The sequence below is a fragment of the Ravibacter arvi genome, assembly GCF_039540405.1.
Classification (GTDB): Bacteria; Bacteroidota; Bacteroidia; order Cytophagales; family Spirosomataceae; genus Ravibacter; species Ravibacter arvi.
Window position 1 is genome coordinate 33,437 of record NZ_BAABEY010000009.1, and the last position, 21,403, is coordinate 54,839.

Here is a 21,403-nt window from a genome sequence, read left to right on the forward strand (position 1 = left end):
CCGGGTTCATCGTATCGCTTAGAGTTGTTGGTGAAAAGAATCACCCTGCCGTTGGCTGCTTTCTCAAATAGCCGACAGCTGAAACCCGTAAATCAGTGAGCGCTTTTTTTGCCGGCTTATTCCGGGTAAAAAATAAAGATCACTAACCCGGGAAAGATTAGCATGGTTTTTTCTGAAGATGGATATTAGTCTTGTAGTCTGTAAGGTTCATGTGTTCGTGTTTGGTTGAAGTTCAATTCTTAGTTCTGTGCAGGTCGGTGTCTTCAATTTTTTCAGCGATCAGTTAAACGGTCTTATGATAACGCCAAATTCTAGTCAAATATAACTATTTGACTTCAAAACAAAATTATTTAGTGATCAAAACGCATAAACAATCGGCACAATCACACATTGCCTTTTCATCAAAGAAAAGCGCCCCGCGCAATTGTGCCGATTTCCGACATCCGATCTCTGATTTCCTACCCCTCACCCCTCACCCCTCATACCTCACACCTCACTTCTCCCCCCTCACCCTCTTAATATGTTCTGCCGATATAGGTGACGAATTGTTTTTGAAGCCCATGCGGATATAAGTCAGAATCTGGGCCAGCTGGTCGTCCGTGAGAAAGTCATGGGGTGGCATTACACCATTAAACGGTTTTCCTTTTACCGTAATTGGCCCTGAGAAACCTTTTAAGACGACTTCAATCAATTTTTTGGGGTGACCGGCAACGGTCTCTGAAGCCGTCAGCGGTGGGTACCGGTTGCCATCACCATTGCCGTCGGCGAGGTGGCAGGTGGAACAATAGGTATTGTACAGTTGCTCACCGGCGGCTATAGCGCCTTTCTGAAGGTTATCTTCTTTTTCGTCCGGATTTTTGATGTTGGTCCTTTGTTTCCTCGCTTCCATTTTAGCAAGCTGTGCTTCTCCGAAGCCGCTCTTGCTGCCTTTGTACATAATCCGCCATATTTTCCCGCGGACACTGTCGGAGATATACAGCGAGCCGTCCGGTCCCATTGCCAGACCCACTGGCCTGGCGTGGGCGTCGCTGGTGTTGACAATGGTATCGACCTGTGCAAAACCATCGGCAAATACCTCCCAGGGGCCGCTGGGAAGCCCGTCTTTAAAGGGGACAAAGGCAATCATGTAGCCGGCTTGCGGATACGGAGCGCGAATTGTAGAGCCGTGAAGGGCTATGAAAGCGCCGTTTTTATAATGATCCGGGAACTGATCGCCGAGATAGAAATGGAGATCATTAGGGGCCACGTGGCCGGGGAAACCGATAAGAGGCTGCCCTACTTTTTCGGCGCCATTTGTTTTTTTTCCGTCACCGCCGTATTCCGGGCTCTGAACTTTTTTGCCTTGAAGCTGATCGTAATAATAGTAGGGCCAGCCACCGTCAAAACCTTTGGTGACTTTAAAAAACTCTTCCGACGGGAGCAATGCGCTTTGCCAGGCGGAGTACAACTCCGGCCAGACCCGCGAAAGGTTATCGCGGCCATGCTGCAGGGCAAAAAGGTTCTTGTCGGAATGGTTCCAGTCCATCGCTACGATGCTCCTGATACCGGTCGCATATTTTTCGCCGTCCCGCTGGGTTTGATTGGGTTTGTTGGCGTCAAAGCGCCACACGCCGCCATGCCATTCGAGCTCGTCACAAGGCATTTTGCCTTTTCCGCCGGGCTTCCGGTTTTCCTCCTGGCATACATCTCCCGGCGCACCAAAGGGCACGTATATATGCCCTTCATCATCAAAGGTAATGGGCTTGGCGCAGTGCTCCACGCGGCCGCCGTTCCCTACGATACTGTCAAATACGATTACCTCGGGCTCGCCCGAAGGGACCAGCTTTCCTTCTTCCAGCCTGGTCCGGTAAACGGTAGAGGACGTTGAATAGTAGATATAGCCATTGTGGATACGCATGGCCGTACCATAGTTGATGCGGTCGTCGAAGTGGCCGAACAATTGAATGATATCTGCTTTTCCGTCATGATTGGTGTCCCGTAAAGCCAGGTTGCCACCCTCCGGGGAAACATTTCGCATTCTCATGTAAATGTCGCCGTTTGAATTGACCGCCAGGTGGCGCCCCTTCCCGACGCTGTCTACCACCACCACGGCCTCGAAGCCGTCGGGCAGTACTAACCCGCCATTGTCAGGGTCGCCTTTCGGTAGTGAATCTTTGGAAAAAAAGCAGGAGTAAAGCAGTATGGAAACTGCAATTGCGGTAATCGCGCGGAGAAGGGTAGCGGAGCTGGGCATGGAAAGGTAAGCGGGGCTAATAGGTCGGTTTTGACTTTAATGTTCAAGGAATTGAAATCGCGTTGAGATCATAAACCACTGCACCGTCTTTCAAAGTCAGCTCACAGGTTAGCTTCTGATTTCCGATTTGTTTATCACGCGCAACATCAAAAAAACCGAATTTTCCTTTTTCTACTCTTAATACTGCAATATCTGCAACAGCTCCTTCAGACAAGTGCCCCAGTTCCAGGTGGTTGATGACTTCCGCCGGGCGCCAGGTACTGGCTTTAATAACGTCTTTCAGCGGCATCCCGAGCGCCATAAACTTCGACATCACGTTCAATTGGTCCTTCATGCCCGCGTTCATGCTGCCGGTATGGAGATCGGTACTGATTACATCCGGGAACAGGCCGGCTTTGGTAGCCGGGATGGCCTGAGAATACCTGAAGCTTCCGCCGCCATGCCCTACGTCATAGATAATACCTCTTTTGCGGCCTTCAAGAACGAAGGGTTTAAGCGCTTTTCTGGCGGTGTCCACAATTGACTCTTTTGTATCAAGTAATTCGCCATAGACATGGGTGAAAATATCACCGGGGCGCATTTTATCCAACAAGAGGGTCTTGAGAGGCAATCGCGGCTTACACCCGCCGAAGTCCACCATAACGGGGAGCCGGCTCAGGACACCGGCTTCCACGGCGCGTTCGACGGCCAGGAAGGTGGGTTGGTGGTAATGGGCCACTTTTACCCCTACAATGTGGTCCTTGTATTTTTTGGCGGTATCTGCCGCCATTTTCGGGTCCATGTACTTGGCATCCTGTTGATATTCAGAATATTCACTGCCCTTCATGCCCTCGTAGCCCACATTCAGGAAGGCCAGTACGCGGGTTCTTGAGCGATCGGCAATATTGGCTTTAAAGACGTGAAAATCCTTTGCGCCCGAACTGCCGGCATCCACCACGGTGGTAACCCCCACACGGAAAGTGAACCCGTCTGCCGGAAGCGACCCGAAGCCGTAGCTGAGGTCTCCGTCCGAAACCGTTCCGGCGAAAACGTGCGCGTGCATGTCAATCAATCCCGGCGTCACCAGCAGCCCGGTTACGTCTACCACCGCCTTGCTTTCCGAGGCGGGGATCCCCTTGCGGACCGCGGCAATGCGCCCTTTTGCGATGGCAATATCCATTTTTTCATTGATCCTGTTTTTAGGGTCAATGACATGGCCGTTTTTTAGGACCAGATCATACTGCTGGGCAATGGAAGGCTGGACAAAAAATAAGAGTAAGAGGAAGCAAGCGTACTTCAGCATGGCTAGGGAAAAAGTTAATCGGTACTGGTTTAAGAGGAAGCTCTCACAAGCTCTTCCCGGATGCGCTTCGCCACAATTTGTTCCTGGCCTGCCTGGAGCATAAAGACGGTGATCCGGATGCTGTTAGGATCTTCCCAGGCAATCGTTTCGATAGAAGGTGATCCGTTTCGAAGCTTTTCTCCCATTTCCTCGCGGGTAATTTTAACGACGGCAGGGTCCCAGCCGATTTTCAGCGAAGGGGTGTGATTGGCAATTGGCGGGAGAATATCTTCCATTTGAACGCCTTTCAAAGGAGCGAGCGTGCGTTTGATGTGGGCAATGCTGTTCTCCCAGGTCTTCCAGTCTTTCGCATGATCCCGCTTGACGTAGCGTTCTACAGCGGCATACAGACCGATCATTTCTTCTTTGTTGACCTTCTGCCCCCGGCCGATACCCGAACGGGGCGGCGCGCTCAGTCTTGCAGCGGCAATCAGGTCTTTTTTTCCCATGAGAATGCCGGTGCTCTGGGGGCCGAGTAGCGCCTTCCCGCCTGAAATACAGACGAGGTCGAAGCCCATTTCGTTAAATTTCCAGAGGTTCTCCACGGGCGGAACATCGGCGGCTATATCGATCATGGTGGGAATCCCGTGCTTCTTGCCCAGCTGTACCCATTCTTTATCGCCGATTTTCCCGGCAGGCCCTTCCCGGTTGAGAAACCAAAGCATTGCCGTTTTATTGGAAATGGCTTTTTCTACCTCCTCAACAGTTTCTACAAATACAAACCTGATACCGGCATTGGCAAGCGCAAGGTGATAGCCGTTTGCATGGGTTTTCTGAAGGATTACTTCCGACTTCATGCCCGCTTGCTCGGGGAAGGGAAGTGCAGCTACTTTTTTGCCGTCTGTGCCGGTGAGAACACCGGCCATACCCAAAACCAGGGCCGACCAGCATCCGGCCGTCACCATTGCGGCTTCTGCCTTACACAGTTCAGCGATTTTCTGGCCCACTTTGTCCTGCACGTCATCCAGCATGGCGTACCGCTGCGAAGCACTTTGAATGGCCGACATTACTTCCGGCGGCATGAGTGATGCGGTCATGGTCGTGTAGTTCCCCGCCGCGTTGATAAAGGTCCGGAGACCTAGTTCCTGGAAATAATCCCTCGGCGGGACAACCGGAGCGGTACCGGCAATATTGACTCCGCCTATGGCCGGTAAGGCCACTACTCCTTTAAGAATATCTCTCCTTTTCATGGGACTGAGGTGTTTGGCAAAGGTTGGGTTATTTTTTCTTGAAGCGTTCCGGAATTATAAACTCGTAGCCCTCCGGCGGCCATGGACCTGTACTCTGACCGGTAGGGCGCGGGTTCGGGGGCAAAATAGGCTCGATCCCCTCTACGTTGTAACGGACATTCATAAAGGGGGTTTTAATCTCTTTATGATGGTCCAGCACAGACCTGATGCCCATGTCGATCATGCCGCTCGTCAGGAGCGTCCGCTCAACCGGTCCCTGCGGCTTACCGGTTACCATAAACCGCTGAATATTAAGCGTAAGGTAGCTAAAATGTGAATAACTCATGCTATGGTCAAGCACAAATTCAGTGGCTTCCGTCTTGCCGTTGACGTTGGCGGCGTAGGCCCAGCCTTCGTTCACATATTCGTCCAGCATCACGATGGCTCCCTTGGTACCGTCGTTGTAGCGGATTACCAGCGCCCTGGGGTCCTTCACCAGGTCCCGCATGTTGCCGCCGGCTTTCCCTTTGATCTTATTGCAGGCTGCTTCTACGAGGGTTTTTGATATTTTCCCGCTGTCCATTGCTTTCCATACTTCTGCGCCCGCTATTCCCTGAACGCTCGCTACGCCGGTTTCACCGCCTTTTCGTCGTTCCACCATACATTGCAGTATTTCGAGAACGTGGAAGCCATAAGCGTCCAGTGAAGCGTACCCGATGGCCACGGCTTCCTTTATTTTAGAACCGATCGGGTGAACCAGCAGCGGGTCGCGCCAGCAATAGGGGAGTGATGACCCCGCCATCATGGGCACGTTCAGTTCCTTGGCGCGATCGTAAATCCATTTGCTGTCCAGCCAGCTATACGACAGATGTTTGTCGGAAAAAACCGGGACCGAGCGGTTGGAGGCATCAAACACCCGGAAAATCTGTTCCAGGTAATTCATCCGGGGATACATTTTCATCCCGAACCGGTTGTTGGGATATTGCCCGTGCTCCCCGATGTAGATGACGCCGTCGACCGCCAGCTTATCGCCGCCGAGTGTAAGGGCTTCTGCAATCGTGGGGTAAATCGGTGCGTTGTTCATTTTTGCAATGCGAACCCCAGTGTCATCTGCTCCGATCTGGTCGATCCAGACCGAGACAATTTCTACTTCGGGTTCTACCATGCCTGTATCGGTAGGGATGCCGGCAAACAGCTTGGTGCCAATCACATCGGCATGTGCGCTGTTGCGGTAAATGTTGGCAAGAAACGCAATTTTTTTCTTGCCGGCGGCTTTTTTAGGAGCCGAAGGTTCCTGGGGCGCCGTACCTGGAGTGCCGGCTAATGATGCCAGCGGCCAAAGGCCCATGCCGGCAGTGATACCGGCGGATTGCTTTAAGAATTCCCGCCGCGGACTTTTTGAATGCATTGCTAGTTAAGAGTTAGGTATTTGATGTTGGTTTTGAGGGGTGGGGTTTGAGGTGTGAGGTGTGAGGGGCTTAAACCTCACACCTCACACCTCAAACCTACCATCCGATTGCGTACCCGTTTCGTCTTGGGTCGGCGCCGCCGGTAATCCAGCCCGTTTTGTAGTCGATCCAGACCCCTTGAGCGCCGCCGACTGTCATACTCCAGTCGCCGAGGCTCGTGTCAAGCTGGTACCCCATTTCGCGAAGCGACTGCAGCGTCTCTTTCGGAATCCGGGTCTCAATAATTATTTCTTTTGCCGGTACGCTTCCCATTTCGTCCTTCCAGCGGAAGCGCGGGGCGCTGATGGCATCCTGGATGTTCATCCCGAAGTCAATGACGTTCATGGCAACCTGGGGCACGGATTGCAATATACCGAAACTGCCGGGCGAGCCGACTACCAGGTGGGGTTTCCCGTCCTTGTGGAACTGCATCATGCCACCAATACACCAGGAGACGCCTTTCCCCGGGCGGAAGCCGTTGGCCGCCTTGGGGTCGATGGTCATCCACTCAAGCGCATTGTTAAATGCAACACCGGTATTCCCGGCTACGTAGCCGGAGCCGAACCCGCCACCCAGCGTTTGGGTAATTACTACGGCATTTCCCCACTGGTCAACAGCCGACAAACTTGTTGTGGCGTACCGGTACTGGTCCCCGGTTTCCTGCAAAGGGGCCAGGGGAATGAAAGACGAATGTTTTTTGCGGTTGGCGAGGCGTTCTTTTACCCGCTCCGCTACCTTCTGGCGCTGGCCTTTGATGTGTTCCTCGGACAGGAGCCTTTTCACCGGCACCTCCACAAAATCCGGGTCGCCAATGTACTTGTCGCTGTCAATGCGGCTGAGATTAACGGCTTCGAAAAGGTGAGCGAGATATTCAACACTGTTATGTCCCATCTTTTGTACATCAAAGCCCTCCATGATTTTCAGGGTTTGCATCTGCTGCAGGCCCATTCCGGGAGGAGGATTGTTGTATACCTTGTAGCCATGGTAGTCAATCGAAATGGGCTCGGCCCATTTCAGCCTTCCGGGTACCGCTGCGAGATCTTCCAGGGTAATAAAGCCGCCGTCTTTTTGGAAAGACTCCGCTATTTCGCGCGCAATAGCGCCTTTATAAAAGACATCCGCCCCTTCCTGCGCGATACGCCGCATGGTCTGGGCCAGCGGTTTGTTCGTAAAAATATCACCGATTTTATAGGGAGACTTGTCGGGTTTCAGAAAAATAGCCGCTGCATGCGGGTGCGGAGCAACGCGCTGAACGATTCCCGCCCACATGGCCTGGTCATATTCGGTAACCGGTACCCCCTCTTCCAGGTATTGAATAGCGCTTTCCAGCACTTTTGAAAGGGGCATGGTACCGAAATCCTTTATAGCCCGATCCCACCCCGCAAGATTGCCCGGTACCGCAACAGTGCGGGGACCTATCCCCTCCATTCTGCTGCCGTGGCCTGCTCCGTCATCAAACTTGACGATATCTTTAACTTTGCCCGGATCGAAGTTTTTTGGGGCCCAGCCGCCGAATACGAGCGAACGCGTTTTTTTGTCCTTCGCCGAGTAGTAGAGCATGTAACCCACACCGCCGGTACCCGACATAAAGGGCTCAACGGCGTTGAGAGACGCAGCGGCAGCCACTATGGCGTCGATGGCGTTTCCTCCCTCCGCCAGTATTTTCTGGCCGGCCAGCGAAGCAAGCGGATGGGCAGTGGCAACCATCCCTTTCCTGCCTGCCGCGGCCGGACGGAGGTTGGTTTTTGCAGCCTGGCCGAAAAGACTTCCTGCCAAACCGAGGTACAAACCGGTAAAAAGGAAGGTTTTCCCCCTCCGGAGAAAACCCTGCCTTAAGCACTCAAGCGTATCAACAACGGAACAAATCATACTATTGTGTCGTAAAAATTATTTCAGCTCCACGATCATCTCAATCTCAACCGGGATATTCATCGGCAGGGAGCCCACGCCAACTGCCGAGCGTGCATGTTTCCCGTTTTCTCCGAAGACATCTACCATAAGATCGGAAAAACCATTAATTACCATCGGATGCTGATCAAAAGTTGGAATTGCATTGACCATACCCAAAACTTTTACGAGTCGTTTAACTTTGTTAAGGTCGCCGATATGAGACTTCAGTGCGCCCAATAGTGAAATACCGGTTAGCCGGGCAGCTTCTTTCGCCTGCTCCGTATTAAGATCCGACCCTACCTTTCCTTTCATGTACTCGCCGTTTTCCTGCACAGGCCCGTGGCCGGAGAGATAGACCAGTTTTCCTACCGTAACCGCCGTTACAAAGTTGGCAATGGGTTTTCCCGGGGGTTTCAGCTGAATACCCAGCTCCTGGATACGTTTCTCGGCATTGGTTGCCTTTTGGGCAAAGGAAGAAGCGGGGAGCAGCAAAGCCGCAAAAACAAACAGAGAGAAATACCTGAAAAATGATTTCATAAGAATAACAAGATTTGAGCCATAAGCTGCCTGGTACCGGCCTTTCATTTCAACAGCGAACCGATACCCGCCTCTCATGGCAATTTTATATAAATAATATTTGTATAACAACGGAAGTGCTACCGGACGGTTTTCAAAGATCATAATCTGAAAGCAATTCGCAACCTGACGCGGCACAATAAAATAGCTGCGAAGCAGTGGCTAATTACGGGCTTTTTATATCGTCTCCGCGGTTGCTCCAGTAGGAGGCGAGAACGGAGGCGGTGAAGCCCATAAGCGGTCCGCAAATGGCAGATGCCAGGCCGACCGTTGCAATTTTTCCCATGACCTTGGCGATGCCCGAGACCATTCCGGCATTTTGCATGCCGGTAGCAATCGCGATTGTCCGGCAATCACGTTCCTGCAGGCCGAAGAGGCGGCTCATCCAGTAACCAAAGAAATAGCCGAGCACATTGTGCAGAAATACGCCCAGTAAAAGCAGGAAGCCTATGTTCAGAATACTTTCGCGGCCGGCTGCTATGATAATAGCAACGATCAGCGCGATTCCGAACATGGATACATAGGGCATCGCCTCCTGCAGCCATTTGGCCTTTCCGCTGGTTAACTTGTTAAAGATCAGCCCGGCGGCGATGGGGAGAAGAACGATTTTGATCATGCCCCACATCATGCCCAGTACGTCAATTTCGATATACCCGCCTGCCAGCAATTTCATGAGCAGCGGAATAAGCACCGGCGCGAGGAGTGTCGTGATGGAAGTAACGGTAATGGCAAGCGCCACGTTGGCTTTGGCCAGGTAGCTGAACAGGCTGGCGGTGACCGACGTGGGCGCACACCCGAGCAGGATCAGCCCGGCCGCAATTTCGTCGTCGAACCCGATCAGCCTTGCAAGCGCAAACCCGAGCAGCGGCATAACGGTGTACTGAGCAACCACCCCGACTACAACCGATTTGGGAGAGCGGGAGAGCTCAACAAAGTCCTTTATGCCCATTGAAGAGCCTGTGCCGAACATAATCAGCTGGATAAGCGGCGTGATCAGCTGCGCCAGCTCAAACCCGTTCCATGAGAGAAACGCTCCCGGGTAATAAAGCGCGGTAATGGTAATACCCAGGATAAATACGGTGAAAGCCAGGCCTTTCAGAATAGGAATGCCCCGAAAGGAAACGGAGAGGCAGATCATTCCGCTGACAAAAAATGGGCCGGCGGAGGAGATCCCGTCTGTAACCGCCAGGTAAGCGGTTACAGACAGCAGACAGATCGCGAAATACAAAAAAATGCGATATATCAGGGACCAGTTCAAGGGTTATTTAGGAATAGAAATAGTTACAGATTTAGGAACAGAATGGGGGTGAGATGACTCAGGGAAATTGCTTCCACTCCCTGCCGGGGGTGTCTGTGCGAAACTTTTCAATATTTCCCCTGTCCTGTATCGTTATATAAATGGTTTTGCCGTCCGGGCCGCCGAAAGCGAGGTTGCTCGGCATTTTTCCGGTGGTCGTCACTTCTTTGATCAGTTTGCCGTCGGGTGCCACAATGGCAATGGTACCCTTTCCATGCCGGGTAATATACAGGTTGCCTTTTTGGTCGCAGCGCATGCCGTCCATCCCGAAATCGGGAAATTCGATAAGAAGGCGTTTATTGCTCACGTTGCCTTCGGGCGAAAGGTCGTAAACCCAGACTTTTCGCTGGACCGACTCGTTGACGTACAACAGGTCGTTGCCCGGGCTTACCTCGATTCCATTGGTAGTGCCCATGCCGGCCTCCAGCAAGGTAACCTTCCCGTCGGGATCGATCCGCCAGATATTGCCGGTGCTGTCAGACCAATTGGGGTCGCTGGCGTATAAACGGTCTTTGCCGTCGATAGCAATGTCGTTGGGTTGGTTCATTTTCGGTTCGTGGGCAAAAACCGAAATCTCCTTTGTACCCATGTCTACCTTCAGGATATTGTGCTTGGGATAGTCGGCGATCAGCATTTCCTTTTTGCTGTTGAACCTGATCCCGTTGCCGACGCTGCCTTCGGGAAGCGTTACAAATATGCCGGCTTTGCCGGAATCCTGTACCATTCCGATTGTTCCGGAAGTGGCGAAATTCACGGCATACAGATTCCCCTTGTCATCTACGGCGGGGCCTTCTGCGCCGGATGTAAAACTGTTTGTATCAGTCAATACCGTTGCAACAAAGAGTGCTTCCTCTGACATAGCTTTTTTTTCTGATCCTGTCGAGCAGGATATGCTGTTCATCATTAATAAGGTAGCGCCTACAAAAATGGCAGATGCCTCAACACCTTTTCGGGTACGTAATTTCGTGAGCCTCATCCTTATGGTTATTTGAATTTTAAAGTGCCGAAAAATTCGGGCAGATGAAAATTGGGTTTAGGAAAGTCAACAGGTGACCAGGTGAACCAGTGCGGGTTGCTGGTCCGGCTGCCGGTTTTGTAAAAGTTGGCATGCCATTCGGCGCCGCTACGGGGCATCGTTACATTCGAGAACTTCTTCAGCATCTCATACGGGATTTTGCATTCAATTACCCAGGTCGTCGGAGCCTTTACCTCGGGGTCTACCACTTTAGGCTGGGAATGCGCGATCTGTATCTGGCTGATACTCTCATTGTCGAGCGGGGTAAACTCGGTCCACGGTTTGGTTACAAAAAACATAAGCGGAGTCCCGCCGGCATTTATCTCCAGGTTGAAATAGTGCAGGGGCTGCGTTTCGTCGGGGGCAAAAAAGAACTCCACGCAGGAGTCGCCGGAAACGTTCCCGTTGTATTCGGTAACCGTACTCTTTACAAATTTATCTTCGACTTTAAAGATCAGGTAAAGGTGGTGATCATCGTACGCTACCTTGGCAGTTGTAACCGGCGAGAAGGCAGGTACTTTTCCCATCGGGTTGCCAATTTTTACTTCCGGTATCTTCTTCCATGCTTTTTTATCCCAGTTGGCGTCGATCGTCACCGGTTTTTTTACCCGGCGGATCCCGTAAGAAAGTTGTGCCTTTACCGGGTTTGAAAATGCCAGAACCGCGGCCATCACCAGTACGGGCAAACTTATAAACGTCGGTAAAGATCGATTCATGGGCTTTTAGCGGGGTTCCTGCTGGGGTTTTTACTGATGTTTTCCGGCCTCTTGAGCGAAAATTTTGCAGATGAGCGGTAAAGCAAAATTATATTTTATAAAGGGTAGGTCCTTCTATTTTCCTGCGTAATTGTGATACTATTTGCCGCTGCTTCCGCTAATGATCAGCTTACCCCCGGAGAGGAGGGCAGTCTGTTGCCACGAGTTCACGAATAAAGTAGCCCATTCGTGCCCTTCTGTACAACAAAGTTACAGATGGCTGATAATGGAACGCATGGCTTCTATTGAATGGGTGTCCAAAGATCAGCCTTCGACAGGCTCAGGCACCGGCCTTCGACAGGCTCAGGCACCGGCCTTCGACAGACTCAGGCGCCGTCCGGATGTGGCGCCGTCCGGATGGTGCCGTCCGGATGGCGCCTGAGCTCGTCGAAGGCTGCCTACCGGATGGCAGGTGAGCTCGTCGAAGGCTGCCTACCGGAGGCTGCCATCCGGACGGCGGGTGAGCCCGTCGAACCCCTTTAACACAATCTGCCGGATGTCTGATCCTCAACCAGGTCAAAAGCTAAGCGTTGTTTATTTAAATCAAAGCACCAAACGTGCTTCAATGGAATTCGAGGCAACAATATAGGTAGCTGACAACTACACAATTTTTTCCGCATAGGGTAGAGAGACCGGAAGGAACGATTTTGGAGCAGAACGATGAATAAATTTTTAAAAAATATTTTGCTTTGATATGGTGATTTTTTGCTGGAAAGGTAGCACTTTGTCGAATAATTCAAAACGTTATCAAAAACCCTCATGAAATCTATTTTTACCTCCTTCCTACAGCTATTTGTAGTGTCTTTATTATTGTGCAATGTCGCCTACGCTCAGAGCGATACCAATGAAGACAGCCACACGATCACCATTACCATTCCTGAGGTGGCTTTGCTGGACATTGAACCCAATGCTTCAAAGAACATTTCAGCCACCTTTACGCACAGCGATGAGGCGGGGGACCCGCTTGCGGCTCCGGCTAACAATACCAGCCTGTGGCTGAACTATTCTTCTATTTTGAAAGCCGGCGGGGCAACAGCACGGGCCGTAACGGTATCCATCACCTCGGGAACCGCGCCTGGCGTGTCCATAAAGGTTGTAGCCGGGACCGCTACCGGGGGCCAAGGTACTTTGGGCACTCCTACGGCCCAGGTAACATTAACCGGCTCGGCTCAGTCTATTATTACAGGGGTAGGTAGCGCCTATACCGGTGACGGAGCGTCGCAGGGCCACCAGCTGACCTACGCTTTTGAGGCGGCTGATGCTAATTACGCCAATCTAAGGAGTAATGCCGGAAGTCCTGATGTAGTTACGGTGGCTTATACGCTGGCGGATAATTAATTTGGCGCAGTCCCGAAAATCTTAAGGGTATGAGAAGTCTGCTATTGGTGTGGGCTTGGCTGATTTGCTCTGGCTTTTCTGCCCAGGCAGCCATCGTGGTACTCAATGGGCTGACCCATATTCATAATGCTGCCAGCGGAACGGAACTTCAGGGAAAGATAAGACTGAAGAACGACGGGAAAGGTCCTGCGCGGATATTGATCTACCGGCAGGACCTTGTAGCCGAATGCGGCAAATCGTTGGACTATGTGAACGACAGCGGGGGCGCCTATTCTTTAAGCCGTTGGCTGAACACCAATGTAGACGAAAAGACGCTGTCAGCGGGGGAAGAGTATGAGGTGATCTATACCGTAAAAATACCCCGGGACGAAGTTGCGAACGGAAGCTACTGGCAGGTGCTGATGGTGGAAGGAGCTGAGCCTGTGAAAGAAGAAACTATTCAGGGAGTCTCCGTGAATTCCAAAGTGAGATACGCTATTCAGCTGGTAGTCAACGTAGGCGGCTTTGAGAGCCCGGCCATAGCCTTTGAAAACGTAGACGTCAAAAAAGGAGATAAACCATCATTAGCGGTGACCCTTAAAAACAGCGGCAAATATACGGCCGTAGTAAGAGTAATTTTAGAGCTTTATGACGAGCAGGGGGGTAAAGTGAAAAAGCTGGAGAGCACCGGTAGAAGAGTCTATCCATCGTTTTGTAACTCTTTTGTAATTGACCTGGACGGGATACCCGCCGGGAAATTTGCAGGTGTGCTCATCGCGGACAACGGAACAGATCTGTTCGGCTCTAACCTTTCGCTTGAGCTTTAGGTATTCTTTCAGACCTTGTGCTTTTAAATCATCATCAGTTGCGGCGGCACTTGAAAATATGGATTTCCATATTTGGAATACTTTGTGGTGTACATTCGTTTTCCCAGGAAAGTGTCGGGATTACGTATGTGCCCGCTCCGGATACCCTGATGCCCGGGGACTACCTGACGATGGTTTTTAAAACCGGCCGGACGGCAGACTCAGTTACAGCCCGTCTGACGGTACCGGAAGAGTGGCATTTGCTTTCTCAAATGCAGGTTCCTTCCGGAGACGGGAGGAATTTTTATTATTCTGTCGCGTCAAAAAGTAATAGCCGGGCGGGCCTGTACCCGGTGAAATTCGAGGTTTTTACGCGGGGGAAGCTACAGGATTCCCGCACGGTGAATGTACCGGTGCGGGCAATCAGCCGCATTGATATATTAACGGTTTCCCCACCTGAGTATGCAAAAGAAGGTGAAACCCTTTTTAGCGAATTTGTTGTGCATAACCTGGGTAACCGGGTGGAGAATCCGCATTTCTCAGGCACCGGGGGCGAGGTTGAAACCGATAGCGCCTCCCTTCAGCCCGGCGAAAGCACTGTGGTAAGAATGAAGCGGGAGGTGCCTCACACCGATCAGACCAATTGGCTGCTGTCACAGGGTTTGTCAGTGACCGTGGCAGGAAACGCCGAACCCTACCGGAAGTACATCAGTATACCTGTTTATGCTACGAAACCGAAGAAGACAGACAGTTACCTGAGGTTTCCGGTAGAAGCCGGGGCAACGTTTCTTCATTACCGTATGGGAGACATCAGCCATACGGGATTCCAGTATTTTGTAAATGGAAAGGGGAGCCTGGATGTCAAGAAACAACATATGCTCGATTTTAGCCTGCGGGGGCCCAATCAGCGCTCTTTTCCTGTGCTAGGGAATTATGATCACTATTCGGCGACTTACACTTATAAAAACCGTTTCATTGTTACGGCGGGAGATTTCCATCTTTCATTCAATAATCTCATGGAGCTGGGCCGGTACGGCAGGGGAGTATACCTGCAGGGAAGGGTGAAAAATTTCGGGGGCCGGGTATTCTACCAGAAGGCCCGGCTTTTTCCGATGCAGAAGGACTCTTATGGGGGAGAAGTGAGCCTGTTTCTGAAAAAGGGAGAGATTGCAGCATCTTACTTTTCCAAGAATGCTTTTGTGAAAAATCAATGGCAGACCACCCGCATGGCCGGGCTTTCATCCAGGATTCAAAGCAAAACGGTCAGCTGGGAGGCAGAATGGTCGGTAGGCAACACGCTGAATCGATACGATATGGGCGTGTTTAGCCGGTTGTACTACCGGTACCGGAAGCTTACAGTTTCCAATAACCTGATTTATACGGGTGAGAACTATTTCGGGTTTTATACGAACAGCAGGCTGCTGGTTACCAACGTCGGGTATTATTTTAATCCCAAGGTGGGGCTCGGGGTCACGCATAACTACTCGCTGATCAACCCCGGCCTTGATGTTAGCGTGTACAATACTTCACCCTTTACCAACACTTATGTAGCTTACGTTACGTTTTCGCCCGGTTCCCGGAACCGGTTTTTTCTTAATTATACCATAGGAGACAGAAAAGACAGGCAAAAGCCTCCTACGTATGACTACCACGAGAACCTGGGAAACTTTTTCTATAATTTTGAGGGACAGCAATTCCGGTTAATGAACCAGGTGCGTTACGGATATACCCGGAATAACCTGGCGGGAAATGACTTGCGGCGGCGAAGAACCTATGCCAGTGGTATTTTGCAGCCGTCTTTCCGGCTTTGGCGTGAAGCCTGGCTGAGCGGGTTCGCAGAATACCAGTACACCAGCCGTTTTTCGAACCAGGACAGGTTTGAGCATCTTTTTTTCTGGGGCGGAAACCTCAGCATAGTTCAAAAGCGTATTTTTCAGCTCAGCTTGATGTACAGGAACAGCTATGCTCCAGATGAACTGTATCAGAGCAGGTCTTACCTTAGTATATCTTCGGTACTTAACCTGAAGCACCACCAGCTTGCTCTCCAGGGAGGGAATATTTATCACCCCAACCCGGATCTGAGATACCAGAATACGCTGTTCTTTTCACTTACCTACACCCTTAAGCTGAATGCTCCGCTAGCCAGGATAAAGAATACGGGCCGGGTGGTAGGAAAAGTGACCGGGCTGTATCCGGACATCGGGAAAGACGGGATGCTGATACGACTCGGGGGAAAAGAATATCTGACGGGACCGGCCGGCGAATTCTCCTTCAATAACGTGGCGGAAGACAAGTACCTGTTAACGCTGCAGCGTATGCAGGTAGTAGATGGTGTGGTGCCCACGGTAAAGATTCCCATGGAAATAGTGGTCAGGAAAGACTCGGTAACCTATCTTGAGATCCCGTTTTCAAAAACGGGCGGACTGCAAGGCAAGGTGAAGTTTATGGAAGAAAATCCTGCGCAGCCCGGAAAACCTCTGGTTTTGATAAAACTGTATAGAGAAGGAGCCACTTACCTCACGGACCTGAAAGACGGCAATGTGTTTTCCTTTAAGGAAATCCTTCCGGGAAACTGGAATCTTAAGATAATACCGCAGGATGCCGGTTATGAGGCCGAAACTGAGGATCAGGTGATTACCATTGAGCCTGATAAAATCAGGGAGGTGAACCTGGTCATAAAAGCCAGGGAGAGGAAAATATTTTTTTCCAACCAGAATTTTCAAATCTCGGTCAAGGAATGAAGTTTCTTATACAGGTAATTATCGGGATGATCGCATGGAATGGCGTCCGGGCCCAGACAACGGGTACGGCTACGGTGGGTTTTACATTGCCCCTGGTGGGGATAATAGACCTGGAAAGCCCCTCTTCCAAAAATATTTCTTTGGTGTTCTCTAATCCCGCTGAAGCGGGGAATGCGGTGGCCCTGCCGGCAACCAATTCTTTTCTGTGGTTGAATCTGACTTCTGCGGTGGCGGCTTCCCAAACCCGCCGGATTACGGCGCAGGTGTCCGGAAGCATTCCGGCCGGTATTTCCATTAATCTGCTGGTGACGGGTCCATCCGGAAGCGGCGGCGGCGGTAGCGCCAGGGGAACTCCCGTATCAGCGATTACCTTAAATAGCTCGGCCCAAACCGTGATCAATAATATAGGCGGAGCTTATACGGGCAATGGTGTAAATAACGGTTTTCAGTTGAATTATTCGGCGACCCTTCAGAATTACAGCCAGCTGCGGTCAGGGTCCGGCACTTTTACGGTGGTGTACACTTTAACAGATAACTGAAATGAGAAGAGGTGTTTTATTACTCTGTCTCTTACTGCCTGTCACCGTCATTTACGCTCAGAAAATTACGGTAACGGGAAACTGGTCTGTTCCCAATTTTAACTCCCAGAAGCCGGTAGAGGCAGGATCAGATTACGTAAGTTCTTTTGTGGAAAGTGCTTCTAACCAAACGCTGCTGAATGTGAACGGAACGGGAGGAGTTCTCGGGTTATTACTTACAGGCTTTAATATACAGGTCCGGCAAACGGTTACAGGCCCCGCTTTGCCTCCGGGGCTCATTCTAAGGGCGAGAAGGACAGGAGAAGGCTTGGGATACCTGATAGGCCTTGTCCCCCTGCCGAATATACTAGGCTACTATACCAATTACGGAGTACCTAAAAATGAATACCTTACCCTCACGTCGGCCAACCAGAACTTCTTTGGTTTTTTTGCGACTGCCAGTTTAAGCCTGGGCTCAGTAAATGATATCCCGATCCAGTACAGATTGGAAGGACTGTCTGTGCTTTTGCCGGTCAATACCTACAGTATCACGGTAACTTATACTGTTTCACCTTGAATCGGGCTGGGAAGTTTCGCATAATCCCAAAAAAACAAAAACCGCCTCTACATGCAGTAGAAGCGGTTTGGTGGAGAATATCGGATTCGAACCGATGGCCTCTACAATGCCATTGTAGCGCTCTAGCCAACTGAGCTAATCCCCCGTTTGGAGTGCAAATATGCGATTCGGTCTTCGGATATTCAAACCTTGATCCATTTTTTTTAATTCGTCCGGCGGATAAACGTACCGATGGAGTCGGTTGCCGTTGAAATCGGACAGCGGTATGCAGGTGATTTTTTTTCTGTAAGTGTCACAATACCAGTTGTCTGCCCGCGGCAAGGACAACCCATTGTCCTTGCCGGGAAACGAAAATTTATTTGGCGACGAAACTTCGTGCCGTGCCTCTGACGACGGTTACGTTTTGCATAGGGCTCGATTTCGGAAGTGTGCGGGGAAGATAGAAGAAAGTATTACCTTGTATAATCTGGGACAGGGGGGAGAGGCGGACAATGGGTATATTTCAAAGAGACGCTACCTTATAATATGTCGAAAGACAGGATACTTCCTATCCCGGTCCCTAACTAACAGGTATAAAATATGATGAAAAATGCGCTGCTTCTGGTTCTTTGCGGTTTCATAGTGTTATCTGCTTCAAAGCCAAAGGATATTACATTCCTGGTTGGGAGTACGGATCGCGCCGATACTGCCGGTATACATTTTGCCGCTCTGGATCCTGTCACCGGGAAGGTAACGTTCCGGGGGTTTTCGAGAACGGGCCCTGTACCGGGCTACCTGGCTTTCTCTCCGGACAAAAAGGGGGTTTTTGTGGTAACGGGCAATAACCGTGTGAGTAGCTACAAGGTTGCGAACGGAAGTTTGACCCCCGTCAGCTCACAATCGTCTAACGGTCAGAATCCTTGTCATGTCTCTGTCACGCCTTCCGGGAAAATGGCTTTCCTCGCCAACTATAGTGACGGAAGTTTTTCGGCTTACCAGGTCGACAGGTCACTCAATTTGTCGCCGGCGGTTTACACCGAGCAGTACAAGGGAAGCGGCGCCAACAGTCAACGGCAGGAGAAACCCCATGCGCATTGCGCGGTTGTTTCCCGCGATGGCCGGTCGGTGTTTGTTTCCGATCTCGGTACCGATAAAATCATGAATTACACGATTGATGCTAAAGCCGGTCAAGTGGCGCCAAATAGTGCACAGCCCTATTTCTCTGTGAAGGCCGGCGCCGGGCCGCGTCATATGGTAGTGCACCCGAACAACAAGTGGCTGTATATTCTCAACGAACTGGACGCCACGCTTACCGCTGCGTCTATCAGCAAAGACGGTGTACTGGCCGGTCTTGACACCTATACTACATTGCCCGCAGACTACCGTACGCCGGGCAACACCAGCGCAGCGATCAGGCTTCATCCCAATGGTAAGTTTGTGTATGTTTCCAACCGGGGCTACAATGCCATTCATGGGTTTAAAATCGGCCCGGACGGTCGTTTGACGAAAGTTGCGGAAGTACGTGAAGGAGTGGCTATTCCGAGAGACTTTAATTTGGATCCCTCAGGGCGGTTCCTCGTTGTCGGGAACCAGGAAAAGCACAATCTGACCGTCTATTCCGTGGACCCGGTTACCGGGGCGTTGGCCTATAAAGCCACCTCTGAGCGAGTGGCCAGCCCGAGCTGTATCGAATTTTTTTAACCGGAGCGGGTAGAAATAATAGTCAAAAGACATAATAAGTGTCAGAATGATGAGTAAGTTCGATTTGGACAAGGCTTTTTCCTAACCGAACGAGAGGGGAGCGCTGGAAAAGTAGGGGCAGGATGGAGGAATGTTGAACGGGAAAATTTGATTTTGCAGATTCAACCCACTATCTTTCACCAGGTTTTCGTAACTTTTATGGGCCTTGATTGTATTTTTTCAGGATGTTCAAAAGGAGTTCGAGTGGCCGCCAGAGTTTTTTAAGTATTTGATTAAAAACGGTTTTGTTGACTTTTTTAAAAATTGAACTCTTCTTTTCTCCCGCGTTGCTCCGTTCACAAATTTGGATTTTTTGGCATTTTCAACAATATAACCTAAATGTTACATTTTCTTAATCTTAAAAACCATACTTTTGGGGGCTGTTAACCCGCTAATCGAAAGAAAATTTTATCTTGTTCAGCTAACGCAAACTTTTGTATTTTTTTACAACAAAAACTCTAATTAAATTTAATCAATTATTAAGTAATGGCGACAAAAGCGACTTCTCCAGCGCAGGCAAAGCCTGCTGAAAGTAAGGGTTCAGGTGGTTTGAATCCAGCTTGGGTAATACCTCTTTTATTTATTATTGCAATCCTGTTTTATCAGTTTGTTTTGGGTGCTCCCGATAACTTTGAAGGCGGAGACAACACCAAACAGCCTCTCCCGGGCAACTATTATGGGATGGTATACCACGGAGGGCCGGTTGTACCAATTTTGATTACCTGTTTCCTGACTGTAATCGTTTTCTCTATCGAGCGTCTGTTTACATTGGCTAAAGCCAACGGAAAAGGTAACTCTGATGCTTTTGTTCGCAAAATCCGTTCTTTGCTTGACAAAGGTCAGATCGAAGAAGCGATCAAAGAATGCGACAAGCAAAAAGGTTCTGTTGGAAACGTAATCCGCACAGGTCTGGTAAAATACAGACAACTTGCTGACGATTCTTCACTGAACAAAGAGCAGAAACTGGCCGCGCTTCAGAAAGAGATCGAAGAAGCAACTACGCTCGAGCTGCCGATGCTTCAGAAAAACCTGACCATCATCGCGACTCTGGCTTCTGCTTCGACGCTTTTCGCCCTTCTTGGAACGGTACTTGGTATGATCCGCGCTTTCGCCGCCCTCGGTACTTCCGGACAGCCTGACTCTGCTGCACTTGCAACAGGTATCTCTGAAGCTTTGATCAACACAGCTATCGGTATCGGTACTGCTGCGTTGGCTACTGTTTCCTACGCTTACCTGAACAGCCGTGTGGACGACCTTACTTACACTATTGACGAAATCGGTCTTAGCCTGCAACAAAGCTTCGCTACCTACCATTCGTAATCAAGTAAGGAAGAGTTTTCATTATAACGTAAATCTTTAGACTATGGGAAAAGTAAGGCCCAAGAAGTCTGCCCCGCATACCGATATGACGGCGATGACTGACGTGGCGTTCTTGCTGTTGACGTTCTTTATCATGACGGCAACATTCAAGAATAACGAAGCTGCGGAAATCACCACGCCTTCTTCTGTCTCCCAGATCAAGGTTCCTGATGATAAGATAATGATCATCAGCATCGACCCGAACGGAAAGGTATTTTTTGGAGTAGATGCCATGTCTACCCGGGCGGCCATGCTCGATAACATAGCTTCTGCCAAAGGATTGTCATTTACGGATGAGGAGAGGTACAAATTCTCCATTCAGCCTAGCTTTGGCTTCCCCGTGGCGCAGTTGAAGAGTTGGCTTGCCCTGAAGGCAGACCAAATGAATAAGGTGGAGCAACCCGGTATCCCGGTCGACTCTACTGGTGTGAGTGAACTCGCAGACTGGGTGTTTGCTGCCCGTAAGGCGGATCATGAACTCCGTCTTGCGCTGAAGGGTGATAATGCTTCCAAGTTCCCTGTTTTCAAGGACGTACTGGCGAACCTTCAGTCTCAGAACATTAACAAGTTCAATTTGATCACTTCGTCTGAAGAGCCGCCTGCCGGATTTAAAGCAGATGCTGCTGCCCCTGCCGAGGAGAAATAATTGAAGGTTATTTAGA

General features: G+C 50.5%; 18 protein-coding genes and 1 tRNA gene. 9 read left to right on the plus strand and 10 right to left on the minus strand.

Annotated elements, in window-relative coordinates; genetic code table 11:
• Positions 1-493: 493 nt before the first annotated feature.
• The 9 genes from ABD852_RS04035 to ABD852_RS04075 all read right to left on the minus strand — a co-directional run bounded on the left by ABD852_RS04035 (position 494) and on the right by ABD852_RS04075 (position 11,665).
• Complete coding sequence (locus tag ABD852_RS04035) at positions 494-2,233, minus strand: PQQ-dependent sugar dehydrogenase (RefSeq protein WP_345026736.1); 1,740 nt, start codon at positions 2,231-2,233, stop codon at positions 494-496.
• Between the two features lie 43 nt (positions 2,234-2,276).
• On the minus strand, positions 2,277-3,515 hold the full coding sequence (locus ABD852_RS04040) for an amidohydrolase/deacetylase family metallohydrolase (RefSeq protein WP_345026737.1): 1,239 nt from the start codon (positions 3,513-3,515) through the stop codon (positions 2,277-2,279).
• Between the two features lie 29 nt (positions 3,516-3,544).
• Positions 3,545-4,744: an aminotransferase class V-fold PLP-dependent enzyme gene (locus tag ABD852_RS04045; protein ID WP_345026738.1), complete on the minus strand. Its 1,200-nt coding sequence runs from the start codon at positions 4,742-4,744 to the stop codon at positions 3,545-3,547.
• Positions 4,745-4,772: 28 nt separating this feature from the next.
• A complete protein-coding gene (locus tag ABD852_RS04050; RefSeq protein WP_345026739.1) occupies positions 4,773-6,131 on the minus strand; it encodes a hypothetical protein in 1,359 nt (452 codons plus the stop codon).
• 97 nt (positions 6,132-6,228) lie between these two features.
• A complete protein-coding gene (gene ggt / locus ABD852_RS04055) occupies positions 6,229-8,040 on the minus strand; it encodes a gamma-glutamyltransferase (RefSeq protein WP_345026740.1) in 1,812 nt (603 codons plus the stop codon).
• Between the two features lie 18 nt (positions 8,041-8,058).
• Positions 8,059-8,598: a RidA family protein gene (locus ABD852_RS04060; protein ID WP_345026741.1), complete on the minus strand. Its 540-nt coding sequence runs from the start codon at positions 8,596-8,598 to the stop codon at positions 8,059-8,061.
• Positions 8,599-8,803: 205 nt separating this feature from the next.
• The gene (locus ABD852_RS04065) at positions 8,804-9,865 is read right to left on the minus strand and encodes a bile acid:sodium symporter family protein (protein WP_345026742.1); all 1,062 of its coding nucleotides are present in this window, start codon (positions 9,863-9,865) and stop codon (positions 8,804-8,806) included.
• Positions 9,866-9,953: 88 nt separating this feature from the next.
• Positions 9,954-10,910 carry an SMP-30/gluconolactonase/LRE family protein gene (locus ABD852_RS04070; protein ID WP_345026743.1) on the minus strand — a complete coding sequence of 319 codons (957 nt, stop codon included), beginning with the start codon at positions 10,908-10,910 and terminating at the stop codon, positions 9,954-9,956.
• Between the two features lie 8 nt (positions 10,911-10,918).
• Positions 10,919-11,665 carry a carbohydrate-binding family 9-like protein gene (locus ABD852_RS04075; protein ID WP_345026744.1) on the minus strand — a complete coding sequence of 249 codons (747 nt, stop codon included), beginning with the start codon at positions 11,663-11,665 and terminating at the stop codon, positions 10,919-10,921.
• 288 nt (positions 11,666-11,953) lie between these two features.
• Here ABD852_RS04075 and ABD852_RS04080 point away from each other — a divergent pair, with 288 nt between their 5' ends.
• The 6 genes from ABD852_RS04080 (at position 11,954) to ABD852_RS04105 (ending at position 17,663) form a co-directional block, all read left to right on the plus strand.
• On the plus strand, positions 11,954-12,187 hold the full coding sequence (locus tag ABD852_RS04080; protein ID WP_345026745.1) for a hypothetical protein: 234 nt from the start codon (positions 11,954-11,956) through the stop codon (positions 12,185-12,187).
• 276 nt (positions 12,188-12,463) lie between these two features.
• Positions 12,464-13,042: a hypothetical protein gene (locus ABD852_RS04085; RefSeq protein ID WP_345026746.1), complete on the plus strand. Its 579-nt coding sequence runs from the start codon at positions 12,464-12,466 to the stop codon at positions 13,040-13,042.
• Between the two features lie 29 nt (positions 13,043-13,071).
• On the plus strand, positions 13,072-13,848 hold the full coding sequence (locus tag ABD852_RS04090; protein WP_345026747.1) for a COG1470 family protein: 777 nt from the start codon (positions 13,072-13,074) through the stop codon (positions 13,846-13,848).
• Positions 13,849-13,898: 50 nt separating this feature from the next.
• The gene (locus tag ABD852_RS04095) at positions 13,899-16,568 is read left to right on the plus strand and encodes a hypothetical protein (RefSeq protein ID WP_345026748.1); all 2,670 of its coding nucleotides are present in this window, start codon (positions 13,899-13,901) and stop codon (positions 16,566-16,568) included.
• Entirely contained in the window at positions 16,565-17,107 is a 543-nt protein-coding gene (locus ABD852_RS04100) for a hypothetical protein (protein WP_345026749.1), read from the plus strand. The genes ABD852_RS04095 and ABD852_RS04100 overlap by 4 nt, the downstream gene beginning before the upstream one ends.
• A 1-nt stretch (position 17,108) precedes the next feature.
• Entirely contained in the window at positions 17,109-17,663 is a 555-nt protein-coding gene (locus tag ABD852_RS04105; RefSeq protein ID WP_345026750.1) for a hypothetical protein, read from the plus strand.
• 68 nt (positions 17,664-17,731) lie between these two features.
• Here ABD852_RS04105 and ABD852_RS04110 read toward each other — a convergent pair.
• Positions 17,732-17,808: transfer RNA gene (locus ABD852_RS04110), tRNA-Ala, on the minus strand.
• Between the two features lie 434 nt (positions 17,809-18,242).
• Between ABD852_RS04110 and ABD852_RS04115 the strand changes: the two genes are divergently transcribed.
• The 3 genes from ABD852_RS04115 to ABD852_RS04125 all read left to right on the plus strand — a co-directional run bounded on the left by ABD852_RS04115 (position 18,243) and on the right by ABD852_RS04125 (position 21,387).
• Positions 18,243-19,343 (plus strand): lactonase family protein, encoded by a 1,101-nt coding sequence (locus tag ABD852_RS04115; protein WP_345026751.1) that lies wholly within the window; start codon positions 18,243-18,245, stop codon positions 19,341-19,343.
• Positions 19,344-19,868: 525 nt separating this feature from the next.
• On the plus strand, positions 19,869-20,702 hold the full coding sequence (locus ABD852_RS04120; protein WP_345026752.1) for a MotA/TolQ/ExbB proton channel family protein: 834 nt from the start codon (positions 19,869-19,871) through the stop codon (positions 20,700-20,702).
• 43 nt (positions 20,703-20,745) lie between these two features.
• On the plus strand, positions 20,746-21,387 hold the full coding sequence (locus ABD852_RS04125; RefSeq protein WP_345026753.1) for an ExbD/TolR family protein: 642 nt from the start codon (positions 20,746-20,748) through the stop codon (positions 21,385-21,387).
• Positions 21,388-21,403: the final 16 nt, after the last annotated feature.